At 70.3% G+C, this 15270-nt stretch carries 11 protein-coding genes; 2 read left to right on the forward strand and 9 right to left on the reverse strand.

Annotated elements, in window-relative coordinates; translation table 11 throughout:
- Positions 1–3 precede the first annotated feature (3 nt).
- The 7 genes from GAS53_RS31880 to tkt are packed head-to-tail and all read right to left on the reverse strand — an operon-like array spanning position 4 to position 8912.
- A complete protein-coding gene (locus GAS53_RS31880) occupies positions 4–597 on the reverse strand; it encodes a histidine phosphatase family protein (RefSeq protein WP_151481201.1) in 594 nt (197 codons plus the stop codon).
- Between the two features lie 5 nt (positions 598–602).
- Positions 603–1481 (reverse strand): phosphogluconate dehydrogenase (NAD(+)-dependent, decarboxylating), encoded by an 879-nt coding sequence (gene gnd / locus GAS53_RS31885; protein WP_151481217.1) that lies wholly within the window; start codon positions 1479–1481, stop codon positions 603–605.
- Positions 1482–1496: 15 nt separating this feature from the next.
- Complete coding sequence (pgi, locus tag GAS53_RS31890) at positions 1497–3146, reverse strand: glucose-6-phosphate isomerase (protein WP_151481202.1); 1650 nt, start codon at positions 3144–3146, stop codon at positions 1497–1499.
- Positions 3139–4071, reverse strand: coding sequence for a glucose-6-phosphate dehydrogenase assembly protein OpcA (gene opcA / locus GAS53_RS31895; protein WP_151481203.1), 933 nt, complete (start codon positions 4069–4071; stop codon positions 3139–3141). The genes pgi and opcA overlap by 8 nt, the downstream gene beginning before the upstream one ends.
- Positions 4068–5675, reverse strand: a complete 1608-nt coding sequence (gene zwf, locus GAS53_RS31900) for a glucose-6-phosphate dehydrogenase (protein WP_225859212.1) — start codon at positions 5673–5675, stop codon at positions 4068–4070. Before zwf ends, opcA begins: the two co-directional genes overlap by 4 nt.
- On the reverse strand, positions 5672–6817 hold the full coding sequence (tal, locus tag GAS53_RS31905) for a transaldolase (RefSeq protein ID WP_151481204.1): 1146 nt from the start codon (positions 6815–6817) through the stop codon (positions 5672–5674). Before tal ends, zwf begins: the two co-directional genes overlap by 4 nt.
- A 19-nt stretch (positions 6818–6836) precedes the next feature.
- Positions 6837–8912, reverse strand: a complete 2076-nt coding sequence (gene tkt, locus GAS53_RS31910; protein WP_151481205.1) for a transketolase — start codon at positions 8910–8912, stop codon at positions 6837–6839.
- Positions 8913–9058: 146 nt separating this feature from the next.
- Here tkt and GAS53_RS31915 point away from each other — a divergent pair, with 146 nt between their 5' ends.
- Positions 9059–9955, forward strand: coding sequence for a helix-turn-helix domain-containing protein (locus GAS53_RS31915; protein WP_151481206.1), 897 nt, complete (start codon positions 9059–9061; stop codon positions 9953–9955).
- 183 nt (positions 9956–10138) lie between these two features.
- Here the strand turns inward: GAS53_RS31915 and GAS53_RS31920 are convergent, their stop codons facing one another.
- Positions 10139–11521 carry a glycoside hydrolase family 16 protein gene (locus GAS53_RS31920; RefSeq protein ID WP_151481207.1) on the reverse strand — a complete coding sequence of 461 codons (1383 nt, stop codon included), beginning with the start codon at positions 11519–11521 and terminating at the stop codon, positions 10139–10141.
- A 241-nt stretch (positions 11522–11762) separates the two neighbouring features.
- Between GAS53_RS31920 and GAS53_RS31925 the strand changes: the two genes are divergently transcribed.
- Complete coding sequence (locus tag GAS53_RS31925) at positions 11763–12500, forward strand: hypothetical protein (protein WP_151481208.1); 738 nt, start codon at positions 11763–11765, stop codon at positions 12498–12500.
- Positions 12501–12796: 296 nt separating this feature from the next.
- Here GAS53_RS31925 and GAS53_RS31930 read toward each other — a convergent pair whose 3' ends face one another.
- Entirely contained in the window at positions 12797–14899 is a 2103-nt protein-coding gene (locus GAS53_RS31930) for an MMPL family transporter (RefSeq protein ID WP_151481209.1), read from the reverse strand.
- Positions 14900–15270 lie beyond the last annotated feature (371 nt).

Genomic DNA, 15270 nt, shown 5'->3' on the forward strand with positions numbered 1-15270 from the left:
AAACTACCGTGGCGGAAGGGAGTTCCACCCGGCGATCACCGGGCGGCCGTGTTCCGTGGACAGCCGACTGACCGTCCCCGTCTCCAGCTTGAACAGGCGGCCGTCCTCGGCGGGAAGGTCGAGCCGGCGGGCGGTCAGGACGCGCAGCAAGTGGGAGTGGGCCACGAGGACCACGTCACCGTCGTCGAGCGCCTTCTCCGCGCGGGCCAGCACACGGTCCGCGCGCTCGCCCACCTCGGCGGGCGACTCGCCCGGGTGCCCGTCCGGGCCGGGCGGCACCCCGTCGTTCCAGAGGTACCAGTCGGGCCGGGTGCGGTGGATGTCGACGGTGGTGACGCCTTCGTACGCCCCGTAGTCCCACTCGTGCAGATCGGGGTCGGTCACGGCCCCGGTCAGACCCGCCAGCTCCGCGGTCCGCATCGCACGGGCCAGCGGGCTGGTGAGCACGAGGGCGAAGGGCCGCCCGGCGAACAGCGGGGCGAGGGACTTGGCCTGTTCCTCGCCGTGCTCGGTGAGGGGCAGATCGGTCCGGCTGGTGTGCCGGCCCGACCTGCTCCACTCGGTCTCGCCGTGGCGGACGAGGAGGAGATCGCCCATGACTCCTACTTCGTGGACTCGACGGCGTGGCCGCCGAACTGGTTGCGCAGCGCCGCGACCATCTTCATCTGCGGGGAGTCGTCCTGCCGGGACGCGAACCGCGCGAAGAGGGACGCGGTGATGGCGGGCAGCGGCACGGCGTTGTCGATGGCCGCCTCGACGGTCCAGCGGCCCTCGCCGGAGTCCTCCGCGTAGCCGCGCAGACCCTGCAGGTGCTCGTCCTCGTCAAGGGCGTTGACGGCCAGGTCGAGCAGCCAGGAGCGGATGACGGTGCCCTCCTGCCAGGAGCGGAAGACCTCGCGCACGTCGGTGACGGAGTCGACCTTCTCCAGGAGCTCCCAGCCCTCGGCATAGGCCTGCATCATGGCGTACTCGATGCCGTTGTGGACCATCTTGGAGAAGTGGCCGGCGCCCACCTTGCCCGCGTGCACGAACCCGGCGTCGCCCTCGGGCTTCAGCGCGTCGAAGATCGGCTGGACCTTGGCGATGTGCTCGGCGTCGCCGCCGACCATGAGGGCATAACCGTTCTGGAGCCCCCAGACACCCCCCGAGACACCGGCGTCCACGAAGCCGATGCCCTTGGCCGCCAGCTCCTCCGCGTGCTTCTCGTCGTCGGTCCAGCGGGAGTTGCCGCCGTCGACGACGGTGTCGCCCGCGTCCAGCAGGTCCGCGAGTTCGTCGATGACGCCCTGGGTCGGGGCGCCGGCCGGGACCATCACCCAGACCACGCGCGGGCCTTCGAGCTTCTCCACGAGTTCGGCCAGGCTGCTCACGTCGGCGCGTTCCGGGTTGCGGTCGTAGCCGATGACGGTGTGGCCCGCGCGGCGGATCCGCTCGCGCATGTTGCCGCCCATCTTGCCGAGGCCGATGAGACCGAGCTGCATCGCAGTCATGTCAGTTCACTTCTTTCGCAGAGTGCGGTACGTGGCCACGAGGGCGGCGGTGGAGGGATCGAGACCGGGGACGTCAGCGCCCTGGGTGAGGGCGGGTTCGACGCGCTTGGCGAGGACCTTGCCGAGTTCGACGCCCCACTGGTCGAAGGAGTCGATGTTCCAGATGGCGCCCTGTACGAACACCTTGTGCTCGTACAGCGCGATCAGCTGGCCGAGGACGGAGGGGGTCAGTTCGGCGGCCAGGATGGTCGTCGTGGGGTGGTTGCCGCGGAACGTGCGGTGCGGCACCTGCTCCTCGGGCACTCCCTCGGCGCGTACCTCGTCGCCGGTCTTGCCGAACGCGAGGGCCTGGCCCTGGGCGAACAGGTTCGCCATCAACAGGTCGTGCTGGGCCGCGAGTTCGGGACCCAGCTCGTCGACCGGGTTGACGAAGCCGATCAGGTCGGCCGGGATCACCTTCGTGCCCTGGTGCAGCAACTGGTAGTACGCGTGCTGGCCGTTGGTGCCGGGCGTGCCCCAGACGACGGGCCCGGTCTGCCAGTCGACGGGATGCCCGTCGCGGTCCACGGACTTGCCGTTGGACTCCATGTCCAGCTGCTGCAGATACGCCGTGAACTTCGACAGGTAGTGCGAGTACGGCAGCACCGCGTGTGACTGGGAGCCGAAGAAGTCGCCGTACCAGACACCCAACAGGCCGAACAGCAAAGGCGCGTTGGACTCGGCCGGGGCCGTACGGAAGTGCTCGTCGACGATCCTGAACCCGTCGAGCATCTCGCGGAAGCGGTCCGGGCCGATGGCGATCATCAACGACAGGCCGATGGCGGAGTCGAAGGAGTAGCGTCCGCCGACCCAGTCCCAGAACTCGAACATGTTGGCCGTGTCGATGCCGAAGTCGGCGACCTTCTCGGCGTTCGTCGACAGGGCCACGAAGTGCCTGGCCACGGCGTCGGGGTCGGCGCCGAGCCCGGCGAGCAGCCAGGACCGCGCCGAGGTGGCGTTCGTGATCGTCTCGATGGTGGTGAAGGTCTTCGAGGCGACGATGAACAGCGTCTCCGAAGGGTCCAGGTCCCTGACGGCCTCGTGCAGGTCGGCCCCGTCGACGTTGGAGACGAAACGGACCGTCAGCTCGCGGTCGGTGAAGGCACGCAGCGCCTCGTACGCCATCGCCGGGCCGAGGTCGGAGCCGCCGATGCCGATGTTGACGACATTGCGGATGCGCTTGCCGGTGTGGCCGGTCCACTTGCCGGAGCGGACCTGCTCGGCGAAGTCGGCCATCTTGTCGAGCACGGCGTGCACGGCCGGCACGACGTTCTCGCCGTCGACCTCCACGACGGCGTCGCGCGGGGCGCGCAGCGCGGTGTGCAGGACGGCCCGCCGCTCGGTGACGTTGATCCTGTCGCCGCGGAACATCGCGTCGCGCAGGCCGAACACGTCGGTGGCGGTGGCGAGTTCCTGGAGCAGCGCGAGGGTCTCGTCGGTGATCAGATGCTTGCTGTAGTCGATGAGCAGGTCGCCGACGCGCAGGGTGTAGCGCGCGGCACGCTCCGGGTCGGTGGCGAACAGCTCGCGCAGCTGCGGGTGGAGGAGCGTGCCCGCGCGGTGGTCCTCCAGGGCCGTCCACTCGGGACGGCGGGTGAGCCTGGGGGCGTCAGACACGGCTCTTCCTTTCCTCGCTGTCACCGCGCAGGGCGACGGCGTACATCTCGTCCGCGTCGAGGCGGCGCAGTTCCTCGGCGATCAGCTCGGAGGTGGGGCGGACCTTCAGGGCGAGGGTGCGCGAGGGCTGGCCCGGCAGGGACAGGGTCGCGAGGGGGCCCTCCGGGCGGTCGATACGGATCTCGCCGTTGTCGGTGCCGAGCCGGACGGCGGTGACGACGGGACCCGCGGTGACGACGCGCTCGACCGTGACCTGGAGACGGGCCTCCAGCCAGCGGGCCAGCAGCTCGGCGCTCGGGTTCTCGGCCTCGCTCTCGACGGCGGCCGAGATCACCTTCGTACGGGCCTGGTCGAGGGCGGCCGCGAGCATGGAACGCCACGGCGTCAGCCGCGTCCAGGCCAGGTCGGTGTCGCCCGGCGCGTACGAGGCGGCCCGGGCCTCCAGGGCCACGAGCGGGGTCTCGACCGCGTACATGTCGGTGATCCGGCGTGCCGCGAGGGCACCCAGCGGGTCCTTGACCGGGATCTCGGGCGCGTCCACCGGCCACCAGACGACGACCGGCGCGTCCGGCAGCAGCAGCGGCAGGACCACCGAGTCGGCGTGGTCGGACACCTCGCCGTACAGCCGCAGCACGACCGTCTCACCGGTGCCGGCGTCGGCGCCCACGCGGACCTCCGCGTCCAGGTGCGACTTGGTGCGGTCCTTCGGGGTGCGGACGTGCCGCTTGATGACGACCAGGGTGCGCGAGGGGTGCTCGTGCGAGGCCTCCTCGGCCGCCTTGATCGAGTCGTACGCGTTCTCCTCGTCCGTCACGATGACCATCGTCAGGACCATGCCCACGGCTGGCGTGCCGATGGCGCGGCGGCCCTCCACAAGGGCCTTGTTGATCTTGCTTGCCGTGGTGTCGGTCAGGTCGATCTTCATGGCCTGCGCCAGCTCCGTCCGTCTCGTGCGAGCATCTCGTCGGCTTCCCCGGGACCCCAGCTGCCCGAGGCGTACTGCGCGGGCTTGCCGTGCTCGTCCCAGTAGCCCTCGATCGGGTCGAGGATCTTCCAGGACTCTTCCACCTCCTGGTGACGGGGGAAGAGATTGGCGTCGCCGAGCAGGACATCCAGGATCAGCCGTTCGTACGCCTCCGGGCTGGACTCCGTGAACGACTCGCCGTACGCGAAGTCCATCGACACGTCCCGGATCTCCATCGACGTACCCGGCACCTTCGATCCGAAGCGCACCGTCATGCCCTCGTCGGGCTGGACGCGGATGACGATCGCGTTCGCCCCGAGTTCCTCGGTGGCGGTCGAGTCGAACGGGGAGTGCGGGGCGCGCTGGAAGACGACCGCGATCTCGGTGACGCGACGGCCCAGACGCTTGCCCGTCCGCAGGTAGAAGGGGACGCCCGCCCAACGGCGGTTGTCCACCTCCAGCTTGATCGCCGCGAACGTGTCGGTGGTCGACTCGGGGTCGATGCCGTCCTCTTCGAGGTAGCCGCGGACCTTCTCGCCGCCCTGCCAGCCGGTCGCGTACTGGCCGCGCACGGTGTGCTCGCCCAGGTTCTCCGGCAGCTTCACGGACTTGAGGGCCTTGAGCTTCTCGGTGAGCAGCGAGTCGGCGTCGAAGGCGATCGGTTCCTCCATGGCGGTCAGCGCCATCAGCTGGAGGAGGTGGTTCTGGATGACGTCACGGGCCGAGCCGATGCCGTCGTAGTAGCCCGCGCGGCCGCCGATGCCGATGTCCTCGGCCATCGTGATCTGCACGTGGTCGACGTACGACCGGTTCCAGATGGGCTCGTACATCTGGTTGGCGAAGCGGAGCGCCAGGATGTTCTGGACGGTCTCCTTGCCGAGGTAGTGGTCGATGCGGAACACCTGGTCCGGGTCGAACACCTCGTGCACGACCTTGTTCAGCTCACGCGCGCTCGCCAGGTCGCGGCCGAACGGCTTCTCGATGACCGCGCGCCGCCAGGAACCAGCCGGGGCATCCGCAAGCCCGTGCTTCTTGAGTTGCTTCACGACCTTGGGGAAGAACTTCGGCGGTACGGAGAGGTAGAAGGCGTAGTTGCCGCTGGTGCCCCGGGAGGCGTCCAACTCCTCGACGGCGGCGCGCAGTTGCTTGAACGCCATGTCGTCGTCGAAGGCGCCCGGGATGAACCGCATGCCCTCGGCGAGCTGCTGCCAGACCTCCTCACGGAACTCCGTACGGGCGTGTTCGCGCACCGAGTCGTGGACGACCTGGGCGAAGTCCTGGTCCTCCCAGTCGCGCCGGGCGAAGCCGACGAGCGAGAAGCCCGGCGGCAGCATGCCGCGGTTGGCCAGGTCGTAGACCGCCGGCATCAGTTTCTTGCGGGACAGGTCGCCCGTCACACCGAAGATGACCAGGCCGGAGGGGCCTGCGATCTTGGGGAGGCGGCGGTCGCGGGCGTCGCGGAGGGGGTTCTCCCAGTCGGACGCGAGGGCTGCCTCGAGCACGGCTTCCGGCTCCGCGGGAGCGGTGACCTGTGGTGTCGCCGCCCCGGGAAGGATCTCGCTCATTCCCCGTCAACTCCCTTGCTGCTCAGCGAGACCGTGACCGCGTCCAGCAGCTCGACCCAGGCGGCCTCGAACTTCGCGACACCCTCGTCCTCCAGCTGCCGCACGACCTCGTCGTACGAGATGCCCAGCTTCTCGACGGCCTCCAGGTCGGCGCGGGCCTGGGCATAGCCACCGGTCACCGTGTCGCCGCGGATCTCGCCGTGGTCGGCGGTGGCGTCAAGGGTGGCCTCCGGCATCGTGTTGACCGTGCCGGGCGCGACCAGCTCGTCGACGTACAGCGTGTCCTTGTAGGCCGGGTCCTTGACGCCGGTCGAGGCCCACAGCGGGCGCTGCTTGTTGGCGCGGGCCCCGGAGAGGGCGGTCCAGCGGCCACCCTCGAAGACGTCCTCGTACGCCTCGTACGCGAGCCGCGCGTTGGCGAGCGCCGCCCTGCCCTTGAGCGCGAGGGCCTCGTCCGTGCCGAGCTTCGTCAGCCGCTTGTCGATCTCGCTGTCGACGCGGGAGACGAAGAAGGAGGCGACGGAGTGGATGGAGGCGAGGTCGAGACCGGCGGCCTGCGCCTTCTCCAGACCGGCCAGGTAGGCGTCCATGACCTCGCGGTAGCGCTCCAGCGAGAAGATCAGCGTGACGTTCACGCTGATGCCGAGGCCGATGACCTCGGTGATCGCGGGCAGGCCCGCCTTCGTCGCCGGGATCTTGATCATCACGTTCGGGCGGTCGACCAGCCAGGCGAGCTGCTTCGCCTCGGCGACCGTCGCCCCGGTGTTGTGGGCGAGGCGCGGGTCGACCTCGATGGAGACCCGGCCGTCCCGGCCGCCGGTCGCGTCGTACACCGGGCGCAGGATGTCGGCGGCGGCGCGGACGTCGGCGGTGGTCATCATCCGTACGGCCTCGTCGACGGTGACGCCGCGTACGGCGAGGTCGGCGAGCTGCTCCTCGTACCCCTCTCCGGAGCCGATCGCGGCCTGGAAGATGGACGGGTTGGTGGTCACGCCGACCACGTGCCGGGTGTCGACGAGCTCGGCGAGGTTGCCGGATTCGATGCGCCTGCGGGACAGGTCGTCCAGCCAGATGGAGACGCCTTCGGCGGAGAGGTTCTTGAGGGTTTCCGCGGTTGCGGTTGCTTCGGTCACTGTGATCATCTTCCTTCGGGCGATCGGATCAACCGCGGACAGCGGCAAGAGATTCCCGGGCGGCGGAGGCCACGTTCTCGGGGGTGAAGCCGTACTCGGCGAACAGGGTCGTGGCGTCGGCGGAGGCGCCGAAGTGCTCCAGGGAGACGATGCGTCCGTTGTCCCCGACGTACCGGTACCAGGTGAGACCGATCCCGGCCTCGACCGCCACACGGGCCTTCACGGACGCCGGCAGCACGCTCTCCCGGTACTCCGCCGGCTGCTCCTCGAACCACTCCACGGACGGCATCGACACCACGCGGGTGCCCACTCCCTCGGCCTCCAACTGCTCGCGCGCCGCGACGGCGAGCTGAACCTCGGAGCCGGTGGCGATCAGGATGACCTCGGGCGTCCGGGTGGAGGAGTCGCGCAGGACGTAACCGCCCTTCGCCGTCTCGGAGTTGGCCTCGTAGGTGGGCACGCCCTGACGGGTGAGGGCGAGCCCGTGCGGGGCCGGGTTCGTGGCGTGCCGCTTGAGGATCTCGGCCCAGGCGATCGCCGTCTCGTTGGCGTCGGCCGGGCGGACGATGTTCAGACCGGGGATGGCGCGCAGCGAGGCCAGGTGCTCGACCGGCTGGTGCGTCGGACCGTCCTCGCCGAGGCCGATGGAGTCGTGCGTCCACACGTACGTCACGGGGAGCTGCATCAGCGCGGACAGCCGCACCGCGTTGCGCATGTAGTCCGAGAAGACGAGGAACGTGCCGCCGTAGATACGGGTGTTGCCGTGCAGCGCGATGCCGTTCATCTCCGCGGCCATCGAGTGCTCGCGGATACCGAAGTGGACGGTACGGCCGTACGGGTCCGCCTCCGACAGGGGGTTGCCCTTCGGGAGGAACGAACTCGCCTTGTCGATGGTCGTGTTGTTGGAGCCGGCGAGGTCGGCGGAGCCGCCCCACAGCTCGGGGAGCACACCGCCGAGCGCCTGGAGGACCTTGCCGGACGCGGCACGGGTCGCGACGGACGGGCCCGCCTCGAACACCGGCAGCGCGGACTCCCAGCCCTCGGGCAGCTGACCGGCCACGATCCGGTCGAAGAGCTTCGCGCGCCCGGGCTGCGCGGTGCGCCACTCGGCGAGCTGCTTGTTCCAGGCGGCGTGCGCCTCGGCGCCGCGGTCGAGGGCCTGCCGGGCGTGGTCGAGGACCTCGTCGGCGACCTCGAAGGTCTTCTCCGGGTCGAAGCCGAGCAGACGCTTGGTGGCCGCGATCTCCTCGGCGCCGAGCGCCGAGCCGTGCGAGGCCTCGGTGTTCTGGGCGTTCGGCGCGGGCCAGGCGATGATCGTGCGCATCGCGATGATGGAGGGGCGCCCGGTCTCGGCCTTGGCCGCCGTGAGGGCTTCGTACAGCGCGTGCACGTCGATGTCGCCGCCGAGCGCGGGCTCGATCCGCTGGACGTGCCAGCCGTACGCCTCGTACCGCCCCAGCACGTCCTCGGAGAAGGCCGTGGCGGTGTCGCCCTCGATGGAGATGTGGTTGTCGTCGTAGACGAAGACGAGGTTGCCGAGCTTCTGGTGGCCGGCGAGGGACGAGGCCTCGGCGGAGATGCCCTCTTCCAGGTCGCCGTCCGAGACGATCGCCCAGATGGTGTGGTCGAAGGGGGACTCGCCCTCGGGGGCGTCCGGGTCGAACAGGCCGCGCTCGTAGCGGGCGGCCATCGCCATGCCCACCGCGTTGGCGACGCCCTGGCCGAGCGGGCCCGTCGTCGTCTCGACCCCGGCCGTGTGCCCGTACTCGGGGTGGCCCGGCGTCTTCGAGCCGTGCGTACGGAACGCCTTCAGGTCGTCGAGCTCCAGCTCGTACCCGGAGAGGAAGAGCTGGGTGTAGAGGGTCAGCGAGGTGTGGCCGGGGGAGAGGACGAAACGGTCGCGGCCGGTCCACTCGGGATCCGCGGGATCGTGTCGCATCACCTTCTGAAAGAGGGTGTAGGCGGCCGGAGCCAGGCTCATCGCGGTGCCCGGATGGCCGTTGCCGACCTTCTGCACGGCATCCGCCGCAAGCAGACGGGCCGTGTCGACGGCACGCCGGTCCAGTTCGGTCCACTCAAAGCTGTCAGGTGTCTGCGCGCTCATCTTCAAGAAGTCCTCGGTAGAAGCCCAGGATGTGCTCGGACGCGTTCAAACTTAAAAGTCAGACTTTTACCGGGGAAGGTATCCCTGTGTCAGCCTTTGGTGAAAGTGGGACAACGACCGCGGGACCGAGCCGACGCGAGAGGGACATGGCTGACATAAGTACCCAAGACGGAGACGGCTGGGCCGGGATCAGAACCTTTCCCTTCCCCGTCGAACGGAGCGTCTGCGGCGTCGGCATGCAGATCGGTCCGATGGGGCTCGGCAGCACCTGGCACGCCGGCGACCCGATCGAGCGAGTGCACCGCATCGACTTCCACGCGGTCCTGCTGATCCGGGGCGACCCGGTCAGGCACATGGTCGACTTCACCGAGTACGAGGTCTGCGCCGGCGAGCTCCTGTGGATCCGCCCGGGCCAGGTCCACCGTTTCTCGGCGACCGCGGCCTATCGCGGAACGGCCCTGATCATGCAGCCGGGCTTCCTGCCCCGCGCGACGGTCGAGGCGACCGGCCTCTACCGCTACGACCTGCCCCCGCTCCTGCGCCCCGACCCCGCCCAGCTCGACGCCCTGGAGCACTCCCTTGCCCAGCTGGAGCGCGAGTACGTCGACACGGGCACGCTGCCGCTCAGCCTGCACACCTCGGTGCTGCGGCACTCACTGACCGCGTTCCTGATCCGCCTGGCACACCTGGCCACCAGCTCCGCCGACGCGGCACGCGAGCAGACCGACACCACCTTCACCCGCTTCCGCGAGGCGGTCGAGAAGGGCTTCGCCACGAACCACAGCGTCAGCGCGTACGCCGACGCCCTCGGCTACTCCCGCCGCACCCTCGTCCGCGCGGTCCGCGCCGCGACGGGCGAGACGCCCAAGGGCTTCATCGACAAGCGGGTCGTCCTGGAGGCGAAGCGGCTTCTGGCGCACACGGACATGCCGATCGGCCGCATCGGTGTCGCCGTGGGCTTTCCCGACGCGGCCAACTTCACCAAGTTCTTCCACCAGCACACGGGGACGACGCCGGTGGCGTTCCGGGCGGAGCTGCGCTGAGCCTCCGCCGGAAGAACGGCGATATGTCCGCGGGCCGGTGGGGGCTGGTCGCGCCCACGCGGCGGAGCCGCATATGTCACAGCCCCGCGCCCCTTGCGGGGCGCGGTACCGCACTGGACTTCGCCGAGGCCGCTCAGGAGAGGCGAGCCCGGTCGGGCCCGCCCCTTCCCCTCAACTCACCTCTCAATGACCGAAGTTGAACCAGTTCACGTTCACGAAGTCCGCGGGCTGGCCGCTTGTGAAGGTCAGATAGACGTCATGCGTTCCGGTCACGTTGCTGATGTTCGCCGGGACGGTCCGCCAGCTCTGCCAGCCGCCGGTGTTGGCGAGGGAGAAGCTGCCGATCGGCGCGCTCGTACGGCTGTCGAGGCGTACCTCGACCAGACCGCTGACACCGCCCGCCGCACCGCTCGCGACGCGGGCGTTGAACTGCCTGGCCGCCGTGGAGCCGAAGTTGACACCTCGGTAAAGGGCCCAGTCGCCGTTGGCGAGGGAGCCGAGGTTCTGGCCGCCGCCGGAGTCGGTGGTCGTCTCCGTGTTCACGCCGCTCTGGCCGTCGTGCGACTCGGCCTGGATCGCGGCGTACGCGTCACGGTTGCCGGTCGGCGGAGGTGTGGTGCCGCCGCCGGACTGCAGCACCTGGACGTAGTCGACGACAAGCGGGTGGCCGGGCACCGTGGCGCCGTCCGGGCCGCCGCCGAAGGCGTCCACGAAGGCGCCGCCCATCGCCACGTTCAGGATGATGAAGAAGCCGTGGTTGGTGGCGTTGTTCCACGTCGTCGCGTCGACCTGGTTCGCCCGTACGGTGTGGTAGTTGGTGCCGTCGACGTAGAAACGGATCTCCTCCGGGCTCGTCGACCGGTCCCACTCCATGCCGTACGTGTGGAAGCCGGCCTGGCAGGTCGCGCCGGGGCAGGCGGTGGAGCCGCCGAGGCCGGTCGTCTCGTTGCAGGGGCCGCCCGGGTTGGTGCCGCAGTGCATCGTGGCCCACACGGTGTTGACGCCCTGCACGTTCTCCAGGATGTCCAGCTCGCCGACGCTCGGCCAGTTCTGGTAGTTGCCGCGGTACGGCGCGCCCAGCATCCAGAACGCCGGCCAGTAGCCGCGGGCGGCGGCGCCCGTCACGTTCGGCATCTGGATCCGGGACTGGACGCGCAGCTTGCCCCCGGCGGGCGGCTGGAAGTCGGTGCGGTTGGTCTCGATGCGGCCCGAGGTCCAGTTGCCGGCGGCATCGCGCCGCGGGGTGATCCGGAGGTTGCCGGAGCCGTCGAGCGCCACGTTGTTGGTGCTGGAGGTCATCGTCTCGATCTCGCCGGTGCCCCAGTTGGCGGGGCCGCCGGGGTAGCCGGTGCCGGTCGCGTACTGCCAGTTCGACGTGTTGACGCCGGTGCCGGCGGCGCCGTTGAAGTCGTCGACGAAGACCTGCGTCCAGCCGGAAGGCGGCGGGGGCGCGTCCGCCTGGGCGGCCGACGCCCCGGCCGCCGCCAGGCTCAGTACGGCGGCGAGGGCGATGAGCGTGCGCCGGAGTGGACCGCGTCTGACCGGTGTGCCGGAAGTTTCCCTCATGGGTGCCTCTTCGGGTACGGAGTGGGGGTGCGCGGGTGTATTTGAGAGCGCTCTCAACGAAGCTGCGCGGCCAATGTGCTCTTCGGCACTCCGGTCGTCAAGAGATAAAGCAGAGAAAGCCCTTGAGGGGCATGGGAGTTCACACCGTGAAGGAGCGGGGTCGACCACGGTCCGGAACCTGTTCGATCACGTATCGGAGAACAGGCGTGTCCGGGGGCGACGGCTCAGGGAGCGTGCGGGCATGGCGCATCGCGGGGGATGTCTGATCAACGGTTGTCTGACCGTGCTGGTGCTCGCGCTGGTGACGGTCGTCGGTGTGATGGCGTGGATCGGGACGAGCGGTTGGCGTTACGACAACCAGGCGCGGGACGATCTGGAGCAGAGCGTGGAGCGGATGCGGACCGCCCTGGAGCGGGCGGCGGCCGACGGCGCGTTGCTCGGCACAGAGATCGACCGGGCGGTGGTGGGCTTCAACAAGCCGCACGCCGAGGTCCGGCGGCAGGGCCGGACCGTCACGGCCACCGTGCGGCTGTCGACATTTGTGGGCGCCTGGTTCGTCGGCAGCGGGGAAGCCGACGGGTGCTACCGGTTCACGGCAGTCCCTTCTGCCGGTTCGCCTTCCGTCTCCGTACGCGAGGTGCCCGCGCGGTCCTGCCTCGACCGTGTGCGCAGGCCGTACCGGAAGCCCGCGGAGGTCGCCGATGACGTGGTCGTGGAACTGCGGGCCGCGGTGGCCCGTGGCGGGGTCGAGGGCGCGGGCGCCGCGCAGGTGTGGAGGACCGCGGGCATCAGGATCGAGGACATCGAGACCGAGGGCGGTCGACTGACCACGATCGCCTGGCTGGACGGCGGCACCGGACCCTTGGGCAAGGACTGCTACGAGTTCAGGGCGGCCGGGTCCTCCGTCACCGCCAAGAAGCTGCAGCCGGACGGCTGTTACCGCTTACAGCGGGAGCGCGAGCGGGACGCGCCGCCCTAAAGGGGCTCGCCCCTTTAGGGGCGCTTCAAGCTCGTGCGTACGGTGTCGGTTGTCTTGGGCTGGTCGCGCAGTTCCTCGCGCCCCTAAGAGCGGGGGTGCTTCGGGCTCGTGGGTGTGGTGTCGGTTGTCCTGGGTTTGGCGCGCAGTTCCCCGCGCCCCTGAGGGGCGCGCTTGCCGCCGGTGCTCCTTCAGGGGCGCGGGGAACTGCGCGAACGGCCCCCACCGGTCCGCAGCCGCACCCAGTACAGCAAGCACCCCCAACGAAGGCCCCGGTCCGAGGAGACCGGGGCCAACGCTCAGTGCTGCTTGGTGAGTTCGGGCTCAGGCGGAGCCTCCTCGTGCAGCCCGAACCGGTCGTGCGCCCGCCGCATCCGCTCCGGCGCCCACCAGGCGCGCCGCCCGAGCAGCGCCATGCTCGCCGGGACGAGGAGCATCCGTACGACCGTCGCGTCGATCAGCACCGCGAGGGTCAGCCCGAGGCCGATCTGCAGGATGGGCGAGAATCCGCCCGTCATGAACGCGCCGAAGACGACCGCGAGCAGCAGCGCGGCGCAGCTCACCACGCGCCCGGAGCGGCGCAGACCGCTGACGACGGCGTCCCGTTCGTCGCCCGTCCGCAGCCAGGTCTCGCGCATCCGGGCGAGGATGAACAGCTCGTAGTCCATGGCGAGCCCGAAGGCGATCGCGATGATCAGCGAGGGTGCCGTCAGGCTCAGCGCGCCGAGCTCCTGTGACCCCAGCACTCCGGCCAGATGCCCGTCCTGGAACACCCAGACCACCACGCCGAGCGCGGCACCCAGGCTGAGCAGCGTGGTGACGATGGTGCGCAGCGGGATCAGGACCGAACCGGTGAAGGCGAAGAGCAGGACGAAGATGCCGGCGAGGACGGTGACGGCGGCCCAGGGCGCGCGGTCGCCGAGCATCGCGCGGAAGTCCACGAGCCGGGCCGCGACACCGGTGACCTCGACGGGCTCGTCGCCGCGTATGTCCCGTACGCGCTGGACCAGGTCGGTCGCGGCCTTGCCGTCGGCACTGCCGCTCGGCTGCAGCCGCAGTACGGTCGTGCCGCCCGGCAGGTCACGGGACTCGGTGCCCGGCGAGAGCGCCCTGATCCGGTCGGCCGTCGCCGGGTCGGTGCCCGGCCGCAGGACCACGGTCACCCGGGAGACTCCGGTGCCCGGCGGGAAGTGGTCCTCCACCGTGTCGTCCAACTGGCGTGCTTCCGTGCTCGACGGCAGCTGCTGGGCGTCGCCGATGTTGATCTTCATGCCGGTGACGGGCAGTGCCAGGACGAGCAGGGCGAGGACGGACGTGGCCGTCACGGCGACCGGACGGCCCGCGGCGAACCGGGCCAGGCGGGCGAAGACCCGGCCCTCCTCCCCGGCCGGCTTGGTGCGCGCCGGGGCGATCCTGCCCCCGAAGCGGGCGAGCAGCGCGGGCAGCAGCGTGAGTGCGGCCAGCATGTCGACGACCACCACGGCGGCCACGGCGAGACCCATGCTGCGCAGGAACGTGCTGGGGAACACCAGCAGACCGGTGAGGCTGACGGCCACGGTCAGGCCGGAGAACAGGACCGTGCGTCCGGCGCGGGCCACCGTGCGGTGCACGGCCTCCACCACGTCGTCGGTGTTCCGGCGCTCCTCGCGGAAGCGGACCACCATCAACAGCGCGTAGTCCACGGCGAGTCCGAGGCCGAGCATCGTGGTCACCTGGATCGCGTACACGGAGATGTCGGTGAACTGGCTGAAGCCGAACAGGGCCAGGAACGCGCCCGCGATCCCGCTGACCGCGACCAGCAGCGGCAGTCCGGCGGCGCGCAGGCCGCCGAAGATCACGAGCAGCAGTACGAGAACCACCGGGAGCGAGATGATCTCCGCGCGCGCGACGTCCTCCTGGGCCCGCTCACCGAGCTGCTGCCCGAGCAACGGGCCGCCGCTGACGTGGACTTCGGGTGCCCTGATCTCGTGGATGCGGTCACTGGCCGCGTCCAGTGTCTTCTCCTCTTCCTCGTCGTCCAGGCCGCCCTGCAGCGTCACCGGGATGACCAGGGCCTGCCCGTCCTCCGCGAGAAGACCGCGGGTGCGGTACGGGTCGGGGACGGCCGCGATCCCGGCGACCTCGCGCAAGTCGGCGACGGCGCCCTCGACTTGGGCGCGCAGTCCCGGGTCGGACACCGCGGTGCCGCCGACCACCGCGGTGATCGACTCGCCGACCGGGTCGATGTCGTCGAGGTACTGGGCGGCCCGCTCCGACTCGGTACCCGGCACGTCCGGCACGGAGTCACTGAGCCGGCCGAAGACGCCCGTCCCGAGCCCGAAGCCGAGCAGCAGGAAGAGCAGCCACAGGCAGATCACGGTCAGTGGGCGGCGGGTCGATGCGCTGGCGATTTTGGCGAGCACGGGTGCCTCCCGGCGGGTCGGCGGTTATTGGGCGCCCTCAGACTGACGCCGCCTGGCCGGGTCCTGGATCGCCGAGGGGAGGGGTTTCGGGGGATCCCTCGTGCGGGTGAGTGGGTGATGCGGTTCCGTCGTACGGGGGATGCGCATCTGCGGGCCGGTGGGGGCTTGGCGCGCCCACGCGGCGGAGCCGCATATTGATACAGCCCCGCGCCCCTAAGAACGGGGTGCCTCAGGTTCGTCCGTGCAGTGCCGGTTGTCGTGGGCTTGGCGCGCAGTTCCCCGCGCCCCTAAGGGGCGCGCCTGAAAGTCCGCCCGGCGGCAGGCGCGCCCTTCAGGGGCGCGGGGAACTGCGCGACCAGCCCCCACCGGGC

Source organism: Streptomyces albicerus (assembly GCF_008905045.1).
Classification (GTDB): domain Bacteria; phylum Actinomycetota; class Actinomycetes; order Streptomycetales; family Streptomycetaceae; genus Streptomyces; species Streptomyces albicerus.